A 16378-nucleotide genomic window follows, 5' to 3' on the forward strand; every position below is an offset into this window, starting at 1 on the left:
ATTCTATTCGTGATCAGTACGCTTGAGACAGGTATCCACTTAATTGGCTATGAGCGCAGTCGCAACTGTATGCATCCTGAGTTTCGGGTTAAATTAAAATATGCTCATTGGGTATATATGATGCTGCGGGTTGAGCGGACATAGTCGCACAAAATGAAAGGCTATTTGCTAGCGACTAATTAACTTAAAAACCTAATATTTCAGTCGAGCGCTTTAAGTATCATACTGAGCCGCAGCCTGATGTTTTGGCTATTGAAACTAATAATACACATATCGGAAAGGTGTATTATTAGTTGATGATAGACCACAATAATTTAATGATCGGCTTTAAGGCAATCACTAAGCCACGTTGATCTCTGGATTCTCTCCTGATAGCTCTTCTTGCTCAACGTCATTATTCTTTTCCTTAGGCATAATCAAGCTCATCAAAATAGCAGAAATACCGGCAACAGTAACAGATGAGCTAAAAATACTTTTCATTAATGGTGGAAATGAATTAGTTATTTCAGGCACTGCAACCACACCGAGCCCTAAACCAAAAGAGACAGCCATAATGAGTAAGTCACGACGGTCTAACTCAGCAGTCGCTAAAATACGAATACCTGCGGCAGCAACCGTACCAAATATCACTAAGGTTGCTCCTCCTAAAACTGGTTTTGGTATGGTTTGTAATACGGCACCAATAATCGGAAATAACCCAAGCAAAACAAGTAAACCCGCAACATAAAAGGCAACATAGCGACTTGCCACACCCGTTAACTGAATAACCCCATTATTTTGACTAAAAGTCGACATTGGAAAACTGCCGAAGATAGCGGCTATACAAGAATTAACCCCATCACTTAATACACCACTTCTAATGCGATCAACGTATACAGGCCCTTGTGTAGGCTCATTCGAAACGACAGAGTTTGCCGTTAAATCACCTGTGGTCTCAATAGCAGTTACTACTGAGATAATAGCTATGGGAATAAATGCCGCTAAGTCAAAGTTAAAACCATATTTAAAGGGCATAGGAACAGATATTAGTGCTGTATCAGGAATTGCAAAGGTAACCATTCCCATAAAGTAGGCAGTAATATAGCCAATTACCATACCGATCATAATACCAGAAAGGCGTAATATTGGATTATTAAAGCGATTCATGAAAATAACGGCAACTAATGTCACCGCGCCGACAATCACAAACTTTGCGGCACCAAATTCTTCATTACCAAAACCACCAGCGATATCTGTCATTCCTACTTCAAGTAACGATAAACCAATGGTAGTAATAACTATGCCAGTGGTCACAGGTGTTATTACATTTTTTAGTTTATGGATAAAACGACTTAAAATTATTTCAACGAAAGAAGCAAAGAAAGCAACGCCAAAAATCATCGCTAAAATATCTTCTGGAGTACCACCCCGGTTTTTCACAATAAAACCCGCAGCTAAAATAGCACTTAAAAAGGCGAAGCTTGTTCCTTGTACACAGAGTAGACCAGAGCCTATAGGACCAATGCGTTTAGCTTGTATAAAAGTACCAACACCGGAGACTACTAATGCCATTGAGATTAAATAAGGTAACTCACTTCCTAATCCTAATGTACCGCCAATAACTAAAGCAGGGGTAATAATGCCAATAAAGCTGGCCAATATATGTTGCAAAGCAGCAAAAAAAGCTTTTTGTGGAGAAGGACGATCATGAAGACCGTATAACAATTCAGATTTTCTTCGTGGTGCGTTCATAGAAACCTCTATTAAATATATTTAATAAGGCATATTGAACATTCAATCATGGCACTGATAGCGACTATTTTTGTCAATGAAGCAGCAAAAAATCCTGTCTTGAGAACAGGTAAAGTAATCCTTTACTTATTTCGTCCTCGAAGCTGATGCTAAAACTGGCCCCCAGCTATTTATAAGCAGTGTGCTGCAAATCTAGCCAAGGCATTAGAATTATCATTAGCATTAGAATCAATTTTTGCCTAGTCTGAACCCAGCTTTTACAGAGCAGCAGCTATCAACAGTGTCTATTGGTGAATGTTTAACACGTCCTAATTGTGTTTATATAATTTACATTCACATATTTCTAAGCATGTGCCAAATTCGCCGCTAGCGTAATTTGTTTTGCCATTAATTGATTAATGTCAACATCAACCACTTGACCTTCTAACACACGCCATTTACCGGCAACCATTACCTTATCTGCTTTAGTTGCGCCACAAAGTAATAGTGCTGCAACAGGAGATCCTGCACCTGCAAAGCGTATTTCATCAAGTTTAAATAGCGCTATATCGGCTTGTTTACCTACTGCTATCTCCCCAATATCATCACGTCCTAAACATCCTGCTGAGCCTTTAGTGGCCCAATCAAACGCCTTTTGATGAGTAATCTCTTTAGCGCCATAGCGTAAACGTTGTAACAGTAAAGCTTGACGAACTTCACCAATCATATTCGAACCGTCATTTGATGCTGAGCCATCAACACCAAGACCGACAGGGCAACCTGCCTCTTGTAGTGCAATGGTAGGACACTGCCCTGACGCTAATATCATGTTTGATGAAGGGCAATGAGCAATCCCTACGTTAGCTGCCCCTAACCGTACTATTTCTTCATCATTAAAATGAATACCGTGTGCAAGCCACGTACGATTATTTAGCCAACCAACGCGCTCAAGATAGTCCACAGGGCGCACACCAAACATCTTTATACAAAAGTCTGTTTCATCATGGGTTTCGGCCAAATGGGTGTGCAAGCGAACATCAAGATCTTGAGCTAAATCAGCCGTTGCTCGCATTAGCTCTTCACTAACCGAAAATGGTGAGCATGGGGCTAGTGCTATGCGGGTCATCGCGCCATCTTCATGTTGATGATAGGCTTTAATCAATCGTTGGCTATCCTCTAAGATTTCGTGATCTGTTTGAATGGTGGTTCTGGGAGGTAAGCCGCCCTGATCTTCACCTAAGCTCATTGAGCCACGGGTAAGGTAAACACGAATACCTAGTTTGGTTGCCTGTTCTACTTGAATATCAATAGCATGCTCTAAACCATTAGGAAATAAATAATGATGATCACTGGCTGTAGTACAACCAGAGAGTAGTAGTTCGCAAAGCGCTATTTGGGTAGATGTTGCTATCATTTCAGGGGTTAGTCTCGCCCAAACGGGATAGAGGCTTTGTAACCAAGGAAAGAGATTTTTGTTCAACGCGGCAGGAAAAGCACGGGTTAAGGTCTGATAAAAGTGATGGTGGCTATTGATTAAGCCGGGTATAAGAACGTGTTCATGGGCATCGACTACTTCGTCAACCACTTGCAAAGGTTGTTCGCCAGCACTGATTAATTCAACAATAACATCATCTTGAATAACAATGCCACCCGCATAAGCTGGGTCTAAACAGTCGAGGGGATTTTTGATCCAAATTTTTTGAGATTTAACCTGCATAGTGACTCCTAGTCATCAGGTTTAGGAAAGATTAAAAAAGTCTTAATCGCTTAAACCCGGATGTAGGAGCTACTGGCACACAAACCGGAAAGGTGTGAAGAGTAGTTGATTTAAAATCACGGCTATTTAATGATCGCCTCCAAATCATTGTTCATAAATATATTGGCAAAAAATAACTGCGTTGTCAATTATTAAATAAGTTTTGCTGTGCATTGCTATATCTAGTTCGATATAAAATCGATATACCTCGTATCATAAAGTGGTTTAGGTAGATTATTCTCTATCCACAGCCTTGGCATAAAAATTTAGCTTACGCTCCCTTTTTTCAACAGGATATATCTATCTTTAATTTTACTCTCGCCATTAGTATTTTTTTGAAATTTGTTAACAATGTTCAGATGGTCATGCTGCTTTGAATATCATTTTTGGCGCTAAAAGCAATATCTACGAATGCGCTTACTGTTGCGCTAACCTCATTTTTTTTAAATTGAATTTGTACCGGGATTTGCTTATTTACATTGTTTAAAGCTATAAAGTGACAGCCTTCGCTATATAGCTTTCGAACACAATACGGAGCTATCGCTACGCCTAATCCTGCTGCCACTTCGGTCACTAATGTTTGCACGTGTTTGGGTTGGCTGACGATATTGGGCGAAAAACCTGCCTGTCTACATATCATGATGGTTTCATCAAATAGACCAAGAGCTTCATCACGATTAAAAATAATAAACTTCTCTTCCTTTAACTGCGTCAAATCAATAGTTTTCTGACTCGCCAGCGTATGGCTCTGGTTCACAATAGCAACAAGCTGATCGATATAAACATTATGGCTGACAAAGTCATCAGCAATAGCACTCAACAATGGCCTTGAAAAACCAATGTTGATACGGTCATTGTTGAACGCTTCTATTTGTTCGGTCACCTTCATCCCGTTACTGGCGAGCCCTTGTTGCTAAAAGTAGGATTAGATGATCAATGGATAAACGTCTTGGAAGCGTTTATTTGGGTAGAGAGTGCTGAAATTTAGGGTTCATCTTAAAAAATATTATTAATAGAGTCGAAATACTGGCCTTAAAGTGGTCAGCAGACTTTAAAAGAAAAAGTAACCAATCCTAATATTATCGTGGGCGAATACAGCATCTAATTGAGAGTTTTTAAAACAACACGTCTATGTTTCTTAATATCATTATCAGACCACTAACCACCATAAGTATGAGCAGCATGACTCTAAACTGACTGATGCTTATACCCGCCAAAAAGCGTTTGCCAATGATATTGCCTACGACAGCACCTAGTCCTAATACTAGGCCATATAGCCAAATTTTAGCAGTGAGTACGCCAAAAAAGGTATAACTACCAATTTGTACAATACCTACAAAAAATGAATTAGCTGTTTTGGTGGCAATAAGGTTTTCTTTTTCTAGTCCAGCATTCATATAAAAAGGATTGAGTATCGGACCAAGACCACCGACTAAGGTGCTCATAAAAGCAATGACAAAGCCTAAAGGAATAAATCCTACTTTCGGCATATCAAACGTTTTAGCGACTTTACCGAACTTATATTGGAAAATAGTGGACACCAAAAACGCGCCAACCAGTAGTTGAATCCAGCCAGCATCTAAACGACTAAAAACCAATGCCGCTAACCATGCTCCGATAATAGCACTTGGTACATAGTACTTAGTTAATGACCAATCAATATCACTCCAAAATAGGTACATTCTTGAAGTGTTGCTGATAAAAGTAGCTACGTTGATGACAGGTGGCGCAATCGCGGCTCCTACCATCCAAGAAGTGAATGGTATTAGTAAAATAGCACCACCACCACCTGAGATAGTTGAGATAATAAAAGCTATCATCCCAGCGATAAAAAAACCTGCTAAATGCCACATTGGGATGGATTGTAATAAATCTAAAATAGGTATCATCATAAAATCCTATTCCATAAATGATATTAATTGATAATGATTAACTCATTTTTCGTAATGAATTAGATATCTCATCCTAGTAGCCTTTATTCTTGTCAGAGCGTCAAAGTATTGTCAGAAATATAAGTCTTAACGAGCTGCTAAAAAAACGGCGGTCATACCCAGAGTACAACCGCCGTAAGAAATCTTTTTTAAGAATAAAGCAGTTAGGATTTATCTAATAGCTTTCTTAAAGCGCTTACGATACATTTTGCGAATAATTGGCATGAATATCATGACAACTACCAAACCCCATAGTGACACGGTGATTGGGCTACTCCATAGAATAGACATCTCACCTTGGGAAATAGACAAGGCACGTCTGAGGTTAGATTCCATTAGCTCTCCTAGTACATAACCTAGAATAAGGGCTGATAGAGGGAAATGTAACTTACGTAAGAAATAACCAAATATCCCAAGTGCTACCATGAATACCATATCAAAAGTCGTGCTGTTGATAGAGTAAACACCAACGAAACTGATAGCAGCAATTGATGGTATCAAGATATAGTTTGGTACATTAAGTAGCTTAGAAAATACACCGACCAAAGGAATATTCATAACTAACAAGATAACGTTACAAATAAATAGCGAGGCAATAAGACCCCAAACGATATCTGGCTGCTCAGTAAATAGCTGTGGACCTGGTGTAATATTATACAAAGTCAACGCACCCATCATGACTGCTGTCGTACCAGAACCAGGAACACCCAAGGTCAACATTGGTACGAACGAACCACAGGCTGATGCGTTGTTAGCTGCCTCTGGAGAGGCTAAACCACGAAGATCACCTTCACCAAATTTGCCAGTGTCTCCAGCAATTTTGCGCTCACTAGCGTAGGTCATAGCACTCGCGATAGTCGCGCCTGCACCCGGCAAAATACCAACGAAGAAGCCCATTATGCCACTACGAACCATAGCGCCAATGGTAAAGAGAAACTCTTTTAGGTTGAACAAGCTACGCTTACCTTGCGCTATTACTTTCCCACCAGTACTGGTTCTTTCGAGCAAAATCAAGATTTCACTGACACTGAAAAAGCCAATAACGATCGTTGTGAACTGAATACCATCAGACAAATTGACTGAATCAAAGGTATAGCGATAAATACCTGTGACTGCATCGACACCAACAGTAGCCAGACCCAAACCGATCAATGCTGACACTGCTGTCTTGATAGGTTGATCACCAACCAAACCACTCAAGCAGCAAATCGCGAATACCATCAATACGAAGTATTCAGCAGGTCCAAAAGACACCGCCCATTTGGCCAATAGAGGCGCGAATAAGACCACACCAATAGTCGCAATCGTAGAACCAACAAACGAGGCGACCGCAGAGATGGATAAGGCGATGCCTGCTTTGCCCTGAATCGCTAGCGGGTTACCATCTAATGAGGTCATAACCGCCGCGGCAGATCCCGGCACGTTAAGTAGAATGGCAGAAATACGACCGCCATATTCGCAACCAAGATAAACAGCTGCTAGTAAGATAAGCGCACTCTCTGGTGGCAGACCAAGGGCAAAGGCAAAAGGTAATAGAATTGCCACACCATTAATAGGGCCAAGGCCAGGCAACATACCCACAACAGTACCAATAAAAGCACCGATAAGCGCAATAAGTAAGTTTTTGGGCAACATCGCTACGCCAAAACCTTGCATTAAAAAGTCAAAAGTTTCCATAATAGCTATCCCATAATTCCTGATAATATTCCAAGTGGCAGAATCACATCCAAAGCTATGTCAAATAAGACATACAGGGCGATACTGATCACAACTGAAAAGATAAGGCTTTTAATAGGATTGCCGGCAAACAATAAACCAACTGCAAAACACATCAGTGTCGTAGCAACAACAAAACCTAAAGGCTCAAAAACTAAGCTATAAATCAATAATGCGCTGACACACAACACAAGATTTCTAAGCACGACATTGTTATAGCCTAAATCGATGACTTTTGTAAATCGCGCTGGACGAAAGGCAATGACCAAAGTCAAAAGCGCCATAAGGGAGAAAATCAAAATAGGATAGGGTCTAGGGCCGATAGGATCATAGGCAATGGGAGCAACGTAACCAATAGCTAAATAGACCAAAAATAAGCTAAATAGCCCCATTAATCCAGAAAATGCACGTTCCATTGTCATAGAAGTATTCCTTAAATTCCAAAATAAGAAGGTTGATAGATGTCTCATCTGTCAACCTTCGATAAATACTATAAAAATCAGTATTCAATCATTAAGGGGATATGATCTGAGTAATGCTACTTAGCTGCAGCATCAACAAGACCGTACTCAGCAGACAATTCACGTAGCTCATCTGTACGTTTATAAACGTATGCTTCTAGCTCATCACCAGTCATAGAGAATGGGAGTAGCTCTTGCTGCTCGCGTAATTCAGCGAATTTTGGATCCGCAAGCATGTTATCAAAGCTTGCTTTCCACCAGTCATAAGCGGCAGGACTGACATCTGGACCCATGTAATAACCACGCATGACAGGCCAAGTAACGTCATAGCCTTGCTCTACAGCAGTAGGAATATCGGCCATAGTGCCGCCCAGTCTTTCATCTGCGAATACAGCCAATACACGTAATTTGCCAGCAGTAGCTTGTGGCATGATCTCAGCGATACCAGCGCTCACGACAGTAACATGGTTACCCATTACCGCTGTAATTGCTTCGCCGCCACCTTCCATTGCAACATAAGTCATGTCACTAGGGTTAACACCAACTGCCTTGGCTAAAATCGCCGTCTGCATCCAGTCTTGACCACCAACACTACCACCAGCCGCAAAACTAATTGCTTTTGGATTTGACTTAAGTTCAGCGATCAATCCCGCCAAATCTTTGATAGGTGACTCGGCATTGACAGCGATAGCACCATAATCAGTACCAACAGCTGCTAGCCATTTCACATCTTTTTCAGTAAATTTCCCAAATTTTCCTTGCGATAAATTTAGGATAGAGCCAGTAGAGAAGGCAATGATTGCATCGTTATTAGCGCGATCGTTAGCAACGATTTTGTTATAAGCAACAGCACCCACACCGCCTGGCATATAAGTGACTCGCATCGGATCTTCTAATAAACCGGTATCTCTTAGGCCAGCTTGAGCAAGTTTACAAGTCAAGTCAAAGCCGCCACCTGGTTTTGCTGGGGCAATACATTCTGGACGTGAAGGACCTGCAAACTCATCTGCGCCTACGCTAGCAGTTTTATTAGCATTGTCACAGGCTGTCAGAGATAGGATAGATAGACCAAGAGCCAAATAGGAAAGTTTTTTCACACGACACTCCTTGTGTGTATTTTTACAGTAAAAATTTAATAGGATTCTAATCAGAATAACAAATTGTCAAAATTACGATCAGATTAATGAAGTTACTACACTTCATCAGAATATGTTTTTTTGTCACTGTGCAAAAGTAACAGACTATTTAAAAAATAACAAGAAACATATGTATGTATATATGAATCTTATAGTAGTATACTTGCTCAAAGACTGATTCATTACCTCTTACTGCTCTAATAAAAAAGATAAAGATATTAAATTAGTATTTCTGAATGAATATTTTTATCAATTAAAACAACAGGATACTTAGTTTTTGATAGAAGAGATTATTGAGTCGTACTAAGCATCACATTGATATTAGCATCACTAAGAGACTACAATAACATTATAAGAAGTTATGCATTTATTATGAGGAACCGATCTATTGTGGTCAAAATATTGTGGTTAAAATAAGATAAGCAGATATAAATAATTCAAAGAGACTAAGACATACTTTACTTATAAGCAGTTAGAATATTAACTGAATAACTAAAATTGCTAGTATTCCAACGCCAATATCTAAAGGCACCGCCTTGAATAATAGCGCATTGAAAAGCTTGTCTTTGCTTATAACAACTTGAGAAGCGCCTAGCATTAGACTACCTCCTGATGAGAAAGGGGAAAGTGATGAGCTTTGCGCTCCCACCACAATACAGGTAAATAGCAATAAAGGGTTTAGTCCGGAGGCAACGGCGAGAGGCAGTACCATAGGAAATAAAGTAGGGGCAACTACGCCGAGTGTACTAGCAAATACCGACATAATAGCGCTGATAACGAAGACTAGAAACGGTATCATCCAAATAGGAACGTTAGTACTTAGCCATTCTGTTAGCTCGTAAATAACCCCTATTTCTACTCCTAAACTAATTAACATACCAACGCCACAAATCATAATAAGCGTATTCCAAGGTATTAGTGCAATCACTGCTTTTTCGTCACCTAGCTTTAGAAACAAACTAATTAAAGCAAAAATAATAGCAATAAAACCAATATCAATTCGATCATTCAAAAACTGAATCTCAGCTACCTGCGGCATAAGTAGGTTTGCAATAGGTACAACAAGCACAATGGCCATCATGATAAAAATCAGCATAATAGATTGTTTTTGTTTAGGATCAAAAGGTTCTGGAACTATCGTTTGAATCGCGATTTTGCTATTTTTGGCAGTGATAAAGCTATAAATACCTAACAGAATTATAGGCATTATAAAAGTAGCAGCGAAGATGCTTAAGACATAAGTAAAAGTATTATCATTTGCTACGCCTGCGCCGCGCATTAGTTCCCTAAAAATAACACCGCTCTGTGAGGTTATAAAGTTAGCACCAGCTAAGGCACCGTAATTCACTGACAAGGTTGCAATAACAAGATTTAAGTTAGTGCGTTTAGACAACAGTAGGATCATAGGTGCCATAGTGGCTAGAACGGTATAATAACCAGCTCCTAAGCCTGCAATAATCGTAGCAACAAAGAAAATAACTAAAGGTAATAATTCGGGGAAGTGACGACACTTATAGATTAAATGATTAGATAGCTTCTCTAAAGCGCCGTTAGCTAAAGGAAAGTTATAGAAAAGAGTAACCGCAAAAATAACAAAGAAAATTTTGAGGGGCCATAGCTCAATAATCTCATACGCTTTCAGTCCCATACCAAAACAACCGATAAGGTATGAAAATGCGATCGCAAATAGACCAATATTGATTTTGGTGGTATAGCCCAAAATGATACATATTACTATAGCGGCTATAATATAAAGCGTCACGACTGCCCCTTGACTTTAACTATATGAAGTCTGTAACAAACTATATCAGTTTTTACAGAGTAAAGAGCATTACGATGATATCAACCAATAGCTTTCCAGATTAGAAAATCTATACGAGCTTCAAAAGTGTATTTAGTTGAGTAGAATGATAGCAAAAAAGGTCACATTATTTAGATAAAATTGACCGCTAATATATCGCTCAGTTTTAACAGTGCAGTGACACTTATAAAATTTACTCCAGGCTTAAGCTAGCCTGATTAGACATACACCTCCTTTTAGAACAATAACAGCGCTTGACGAGACTAAAAAATTAATAAGAAACTTTTTATTACGGTGGAAAAAAATGTTAAATAATTTCAAAGAGTTTAAAATGCCACGCTATGAGCAAGTGCGATGGCACATACAGTCTTTATTGACAGAGAGTAAATGGGATGAAAACACACCTTTGCCTACGGAACAGGAGTTTGCAGATAAGTATGAGGTATCTGTGGGAACCGTACGTAAAGCTGTTGAGAAATTAGTAGAAGATGGGGTCTTAATAAAGCAACAAGGCAAAGGCACTTTTCTAAAGCGCCCAAACTTTGAAAGTTCATTATTAAGATTTTTTAAGTTCCGTGATAAAGACGCTAGCTATGTCACGCCGAAAGGCATAGTCAAAAAAACTATGGTAATAGCCGGTATTGATGATATTAATAAAAAGCTGAATATAAGTAAAAACCAAGCTCTAATCTACATGGAACGTGTGCGTATGGTTGAAGATAGAGTCTTATTGAGTGAAAGAATCTGGCTGCCTAAGAATCGCTATCAAGCCTTTATAACTTTAGATTCCGAGGATTTTGAAAATCTTCTTTATCCATTTTATTATACAAAGTGCGGTCAGTTTGTGTCGTCTGCTGTAGAGACACTGTTTTTTATAACCGATCACAGCGATTCTTATTTAGGCAATAGCAAGCAAGAAAACTTAGTCAAAGTGTGCCGCATTGCCAAAAATTTAGAAGGTGACCCTATCGAGTATAGAGAGTCATATGGACTAGCAGAGAAGTTCAGTTATGAGATTAATATTATTTAGTGACATCGATGGTCATAGTCAAAGAATATCTATCTTGGATTGTTATAATCTAATCTCAAACCAACCCTTTATAAAGAAAATACAGCCCCACCACGAATAACAATACCGAAAAACATTTCTTTAATAGCTCTGGCGATAAGATATGAGCGACTTTTGCACCTACTTTAGCGGTAAAAAAGCTCATACTAGCAATGCCTAAAAAGGCATAAATATGCACAAAGCCAATAGTATTAGGTACGTTTACATCTTCTTGCAATCCGAAAATCATAAAGCCAAGTGCGCCAGCAATGGCAATAGGCAAACCACACGCTGCTGAGGTGCCAACCGCTTTTTGCATGACTACACCATAACGAGTGAGATAAGGCACCGTTAAGCTGCCGCCGCCGATACCAAAGATGGCAGAAGCGATACCAATCACCCCACCTGCCGCTAATTGCTTAGGTTTTGACGGCAGATCTGTATTGGCATTACTGGTTCCACTAGCATTAGTAGCATTGCTATCCACCTGCTTTTTGCCACCCATAAACATTTTATAGGCGACCCAAAGTAAAAACACCCCAACAATGAGCTGAAGATATAGCCCTGATATCTGCCCTGCAACCCCTGCCCCAAAAAAGCAGCCGAGCGCTAAACCTGGTGCTAGGTTTTTAAAGACAGGCCACATGACCGCGCCTTTTTTATTGTGCGCCATGAGCGAGCTGATAGAGGTGATAATAATGGTCGCAAGCGATGTCCCTAGAGCCAGATGCATGACATTATCAGCAGGATAGTCCATTTGCGTAAAGACGATAAATAACAAGGGTACGATGATAGTGCCACCGCCCACGCCAAAAAGCCCTGCAGCAAAACCTGCTAGAGCACCTATGATTAAAAAAATGAGTATTTCCACGGGATGACTGCTTTTAAGTTGGATTAATTTTAGGAATAAAGAGTTAAAATTGGCTAAAGTGCTATTTTAGCTAAATAAAAGCTAGATGGCGAATCTAAGCAATCTCTACTTGAGCCAGTTGATGGTAAGCGCGATTAAAATAAACCAAACTTTCTTCTTGCTGACTTTGTTTGATAGCCACTACTCGGCACATAAAAATACTGTGGCTACCCACTTGCTGAATATCCTCAATCTCACAGTCAAAGCTCACCAAAGCATCTTCCAAGACAGGCGAACCTGTTACCAGCTCCGTCCAAGAACCTTGCTCAAAGCGCTCTTTTGAACTCAATCTAGAGGCAAAGGCGTTAGATAGGTATTCATGCTGCGCGCCTAATACATTGACACTTAACGTCTCATTATCGACAAAATGAGCGTGTGAGCGGGCAGCTTGATTCATACAGACCAGCAGAGTTGGCGGCGTATCAGTGACGCTACACACCGCAGACGCAGTAAAGCCATGAGCACCAGAGTGACCTCTTGTGGTGATTACATTGACCGCTGTTGTTAACAGAGCCATAGCATTTTTAAAGTCGCTTGCTTCAATCATCATATGCCTCTTAATTTTGACTATTACTTATTTTTAGATTGCGTTTAAGCCGTCAATTCATTACGAACAATGGCTGCGCCTGCACTTAATGCTGCAAGCTTGCCGCGAGCAACTTCACGTGACAAAGGTGCCATACCGCAGTTGGTCGAAGGATAGAGCTTGTCCGCATCGACAAATTGCAGGGCCTTAAGTAGCGTATTGGCGACTTCTTCAGGAGTTTCGATAGTATTAGTCGCTACATCGATAGCACCAATCATCACTTTTTTGCCGCGAATCAGTTCGATTAGATCCATCGGCACGTGCGAGTTTTGACACTCAAGCGAGATAATATCGATGCTTGACTGTTGCAGCTTCGGAAACGCTTTTTCATATTGACGCCATTCTGAGCCTAGCGTTTTCTTCCAATTATTATTGGCTTCGATACCATAGCCGTAACAGATATGCACTGCCGTCTCGCACTTTAGACCTTCGATAGCGCGCTCTAAAGTAGCCACACCCCAGTCGTTAACATCATCGAAGAACACGTTAAAGGCGGGCTCATCAAATTGGATAATATCCACACCAGCCGCCTCTAATTCGCGTGCCTCGTCATTAAGGATTTTAGCAAATTCCCACGCCAATTTTTCACGGCTTTTATAATGACTGTCATATAGCGTATCAATCATGGTCATTGGGCCAGGCAATGCCCATTTAATCGGCTGATCGGTTTGTGCGCGTAAAAACTTGGCATCGTCAACGAAGACAGGCTTGGTACGGCTTACCGCACCCACCACGGTTGGCACACTGGCATCATAACGATCACGGATTTTGACCGTCTCACGCTGCTCAAAATCGACGCCATCCAGATGTTCAATAAAGGTAGTGACAAAATGCTGACGGGTCTGCTCGCCATCACTGACAATATCGATCCCTGCATGAATTTGCTCTTGCAAGGATACCCGTAGCGCATCTTGCTTGGCATCAATTAACTGCTCACCTTCCAAGGCCCAAGGAGACCAAATTTTCTCAGGTTCTGCCAGCCAAGATGGTTTGGGTAAGCTGCCAGCGGTTGAGGTCGGTAATAATATTTGTTTTGGTGATGATGTTGTGGTCATATTTATTTATCTTTTATATTTTAATGGTTTATATTTAAACAGATTTTTAGTCCATTAAGCAGCGCGTTTTTTCACGACAGGTTTTTGAGTTTCATAGTTTGCTGCCCATTGCTCAAGAATACCTTGATACGGCTTAATAAACTCTTCTTCGGTGAACTTACCTTGCGTTACCGCCATTTGGCTACGCTCTTCGCGGTCATATACTATTTGCGTCAGCGAGTAATCTTGATACTTTAAGCTCGGTTGATACACTTGCGCGGCTGTCGAGTTGGCATTATAAATCTCAGGACGATAGATCTTTTGGAACGTCTCCATCGTCGCAATGGCGCTGATTAGCTCAAGGTCAGTATAATCGCTTAACAAGTCACCAGTGAAATAAAACGCTAAAGGCGCGGCGCTTCCAGCAGGCATGAAATAGCGCACGCTTAAGCCCATCTTGGCAAAATAATCATCCGTTAATGACCCTTTGTTTGAAGATGAGCCATCCTGTCTGTATTCTACCCCTAATACCGGATGCTGATTGGCTGTGCGATGATAAGTTTTGCTGGTTGATACACTCAGGCAAATTACAGGATTTTTGGTAAAGTTGGCTTGGTAGGCCTCTGACTGCAAAAGATATTGAAACAATTTGCCATGCAGATCACCAAAACTCTCTGGTGGCGGAGATCCTGGGTTCTTATCGAAGTGATCTAAAAGTACGACGCTAAAATCATAATCACGCACGTAAGAGGAGAAGCTATTGCCGATCATACCGTTAATACGGGTGTTATCTTTGTGATCGACAATCGTGGTTTGCAGCATCTCAATGATAGGAAATGCATTACCCTTGCCTTCGATATCCATATTGGCTGAAATAATATCAACCTCGACAGAATAACGGTCGGCGCTAGGATTGTCAGAATGTGCCAAGGCATTAAAACGGTTATTGATCATTCTTAAGGTTTTGCTTAGGTTCTCTTGACGATGCTCGCCACGTGCTAGATTGGCAAAGTTCGTAGTCAGACGTGTACTGTCTGCAGGACTATAACTCTCATCAAAACGGATACGCTTGATGGAACAACTAAACTTATTACTCAATTGGTTACTCATAGTGACTCTCAACTTTAATTATTTTAGATAGACCAAATTTCTTTATGAGAGAATCATACCCGAACTATAACATGAATAAAAACGACTTAAATTGAATTTAAGTTGAATAATATTCATGTATGCACTTGACCCATTAAGAGAGCTAGAGCATGAGCAGTCTTTATCGCGAGCAACAAAAAAGCTGCCAATCAATAATTAGCAGCTTTTGGTAAAAATAGGTTAGTAGTGTTTTATTGAATAACTGTCACATCAAGCGTGACACGGCGGTTTGGCTGCAAGCAGTCAATCTCTTGTTGGCGAGGTAGTGTGGTTGAACACTGCTGGACAGGCTGAGTCTCACCTGCCCCTGTTGCAATAATGGTATTGGCATTCACGCCTTGATTGATCAGATAGCTACGTACCGTTTGCGCACGTTTTATTGATAAGTTCATGTTATAGGCGTCATCCCCTTTGCGATCGGTATGACCGGTCACAATGATTCTGCTATCGCCCATGTCTTGATACTGTCTGAGCTTTGAAGCCAACTCGTCAAGCTCTCGGCGACCTTGATCCAGCATATCTTGGGTATCTGACTTATCAAATCTAAACAGCGCATCAGCGCCTAAGTTAATCCGCTCTTTGATAGGCGCTGGCGGAGCTGGAACTGCAACTGGGGCAGGAGCAGGCATCTGCTGGATGATGGTTTGTGTCACCACTTGCGGCTCTGCCACTGGCGGCGGACAATCAGCAGGACTCCAATAGAACTCTTGACCCTTAAACTGCTTATCAAAGATTATTTTGTATTGGCAGATTTTGACTGAGTTATCTGGCATATAGAATTTCATAATATAGTCCCATTCGCGGGCATACTGCCCTTCGCTAAAATGGGGACGACCAAGCAGCTGATAGACATCATCTTTACCAACACCAGGACGCATCTTTGATAAGTTCTCTCTATTAGGAAACTGGCCTTGATCCTGCCAAGCTTTGTCTAGATCTGGAAAGACGATGTCTTGCATCTGCACTTGTCCTTGATCGGTGATGCCATTGCTTAGATGGGTGGTACCTAGACAGCCGCTCATGCCCAGTAATGCTAAACTCAGTGCGCTAATGCCCGCAACTTTACTTATGTGATTCTTCATGTGACTTCCTTTTAAAATTGATCAAATGGTTAGGAGGGACTTGCACCTTGTTTAACGC

The 16378-nt window shown here is 40.7% G+C and carries 14 protein-coding genes; 1 reads left to right on the top strand and 13 read right to left on the bottom strand.

The window, feature by feature from the left end; all coding sequences use genetic code 11:
* Nucleotides 1–339: 339 nt before the first annotated feature.
* From Q9G97_RS12845 to Q9G97_RS12880, 8 genes are all read right to left on the bottom strand, one after another.
* Complete coding sequence (locus Q9G97_RS12845) at nt 340–1731, bottom strand: uracil-xanthine permease family protein (protein WP_201570545.1); 1392 nt, start codon at nt 1729–1731, stop codon at nt 340–342.
* Between the two features lie 343 nt (nt 1732–2074).
* Nucleotides 2075–3427 (bottom strand): 8-oxoguanine deaminase, encoded by a 1353-nt coding sequence (locus Q9G97_RS12850; RefSeq protein WP_305899128.1) that lies wholly within the window; start codon nt 3425–3427, stop codon nt 2075–2077.
* Nucleotides 3428–3821: 394 nt separating this feature from the next.
* Entirely contained in the window at nt 3822–4349 is a 528-nt protein-coding gene (locus tag Q9G97_RS12855; RefSeq protein WP_201570548.1) for a LysR family substrate-binding domain-containing protein, read from the bottom strand.
* Between the two features lie 232 nt (nt 4350–4581).
* Complete coding sequence (locus Q9G97_RS12860) at nt 4582–5358, bottom strand: sulfite exporter TauE/SafE family protein (protein WP_305899129.1); 777 nt, start codon at nt 5356–5358, stop codon at nt 4582–4584.
* Nucleotides 5359–5568: 210 nt separating this feature from the next.
* Complete coding sequence (locus Q9G97_RS12865; protein WP_201570549.1) at nt 5569–7074, bottom strand: tripartite tricarboxylate transporter permease; 1506 nt, start codon at nt 7072–7074, stop codon at nt 5569–5571.
* A 5-nt stretch (nt 7075–7079) separates the two neighbouring features.
* On the bottom strand, nt 7080–7535 hold the full coding sequence (locus Q9G97_RS12870; protein WP_305899130.1) for a tripartite tricarboxylate transporter TctB family protein: 456 nt from the start codon (nt 7533–7535) through the stop codon (nt 7080–7082).
* Between the two features lie 116 nt (nt 7536–7651).
* The gene (locus Q9G97_RS12875) at nt 7652–8671 is read right to left on the bottom strand and encodes a tripartite tricarboxylate transporter substrate binding protein (RefSeq protein WP_305899131.1); all 1020 of its coding nucleotides are present in this window, start codon (nt 8669–8671) and stop codon (nt 7652–7654) included.
* A 511-nt stretch (nt 8672–9182) separates the two neighbouring features.
* Nucleotides 9183–10472 carry an SLC13 family permease gene (locus tag Q9G97_RS12880; RefSeq protein WP_201570552.1) on the bottom strand — a complete coding sequence of 430 codons (1290 nt, stop codon included), beginning with the start codon at nt 10470–10472 and terminating at the stop codon, nt 9183–9185.
* Between the two features lie 343 nt (nt 10473–10815).
* Between Q9G97_RS12880 and Q9G97_RS12885 the strand changes: the two genes are divergently transcribed.
* Nucleotides 10816–11541, top strand: coding sequence for a GntR family transcriptional regulator (locus tag Q9G97_RS12885; RefSeq protein WP_305899132.1), 726 nt, complete (start codon nt 10816–10818; stop codon nt 11539–11541).
* A 55-nt stretch (nt 11542–11596) separates the two neighbouring features.
* Here Q9G97_RS12885 and Q9G97_RS12890 read toward each other — a convergent pair whose 3' ends face one another.
* The 5 genes from Q9G97_RS12890 to Q9G97_RS12910 form a co-directional block, all read right to left on the bottom strand.
* The gene (locus tag Q9G97_RS12890) at nt 11597–12430 is read right to left on the bottom strand and encodes a sulfite exporter TauE/SafE family protein (protein ID WP_305899133.1); all 834 of its coding nucleotides are present in this window, start codon (nt 12428–12430) and stop codon (nt 11597–11599) included.
* Nucleotides 12431–12524: 94 nt separating this feature from the next.
* Nucleotides 12525–13016 carry a flavin reductase gene (locus Q9G97_RS12895; protein WP_305900341.1) on the bottom strand — a complete coding sequence of 164 codons (492 nt, stop codon included), beginning with the start codon at nt 13014–13016 and terminating at the stop codon, nt 12525–12527.
* A 44-nt stretch (nt 13017–13060) separates the two neighbouring features.
* Nucleotides 13061–14110, bottom strand: coding sequence for a methionine synthase (locus Q9G97_RS12900; protein WP_305899134.1), 1050 nt, complete (start codon nt 14108–14110; stop codon nt 13061–13063).
* A gap of 54 nt (nt 14111–14164) precedes the next feature.
* Complete coding sequence (locus Q9G97_RS12905; RefSeq protein ID WP_305900342.1) at nt 14165–15187, bottom strand: DUF1852 domain-containing protein; 1023 nt, start codon at nt 15185–15187, stop codon at nt 14165–14167.
* A 242-nt stretch (nt 15188–15429) separates the two neighbouring features.
* Nucleotides 15430–16320 carry an OmpA family protein gene (locus Q9G97_RS12910; protein ID WP_305899135.1) on the bottom strand — a complete coding sequence of 297 codons (891 nt, stop codon included), beginning with the start codon at nt 16318–16320 and terminating at the stop codon, nt 15430–15432.
* Between the last annotated feature and the right edge of the window lie 58 nt (nt 16321–16378).

Origin of the sequence: Psychrobacter sp. M13 (assembly GCF_030718935.1) — a bacterium.
Taxonomy (GTDB): domain Bacteria; phylum Pseudomonadota; class Gammaproteobacteria; order Pseudomonadales; family Moraxellaceae; genus Psychrobacter; species Psychrobacter immobilis_G.

Excerpts from the sequence above, each read along its gene's own strand:
- Q9G97_RS12850 (WP_305899128.1), bottom strand. The coding sequence starts at position 3,427 with ATGCAGGTTAAATCTCAAAAAATTTGGATCAAAAATCCCCTCGACTGT.
- Q9G97_RS12910 (WP_305899135.1), bottom strand. The coding sequence starts at position 16,320 with ATGAAGAATCACATAAGTAAAGTTGCGGGCATTAGCGCACTGAGTTTA.
- Q9G97_RS12900 (WP_305899134.1), bottom strand. The coding sequence starts at position 14,110 with ATGACCACAACATCATCACCAAAACAAATATTATTACCGACCTCAACC.
- Q9G97_RS12885 (WP_305899132.1), top strand. The coding sequence starts at position 10,816 with ATGTTAAATAATTTCAAAGAGTTTAAAATGCCACGCTATGAGCAAGTG.
- Q9G97_RS12845 (WP_201570545.1), bottom strand. The coding sequence starts at position 1,731 with ATGAACGCACCACGAAGAAAATCTGAATTGTTATACGGTCTTCATGAT.
- Q9G97_RS12865 (WP_201570549.1), bottom strand. The coding sequence starts at position 7,074 with ATGGAAACTTTTGACTTTTTAATGCAAGGTTTTGGCGTAGCGATGTTG.
- Q9G97_RS12860 (WP_305899129.1), bottom strand. The coding sequence starts at position 5,358 with ATGATGATACCTATTTTAGATTTATTACAATCCATCCCAATGTGGCAT.
- Q9G97_RS12895 (WP_305900341.1), bottom strand. The coding sequence starts at position 13,016 with ATGATTGAAGCAAGCGACTTTAAAAATGCTATGGCTCTGTTAACAACA.
- Q9G97_RS12870 (WP_305899130.1), bottom strand. The coding sequence starts at position 7,535 with ATGACAATGGAACGTGCATTTTCTGGATTAATGGGGCTATTTAGCTTA.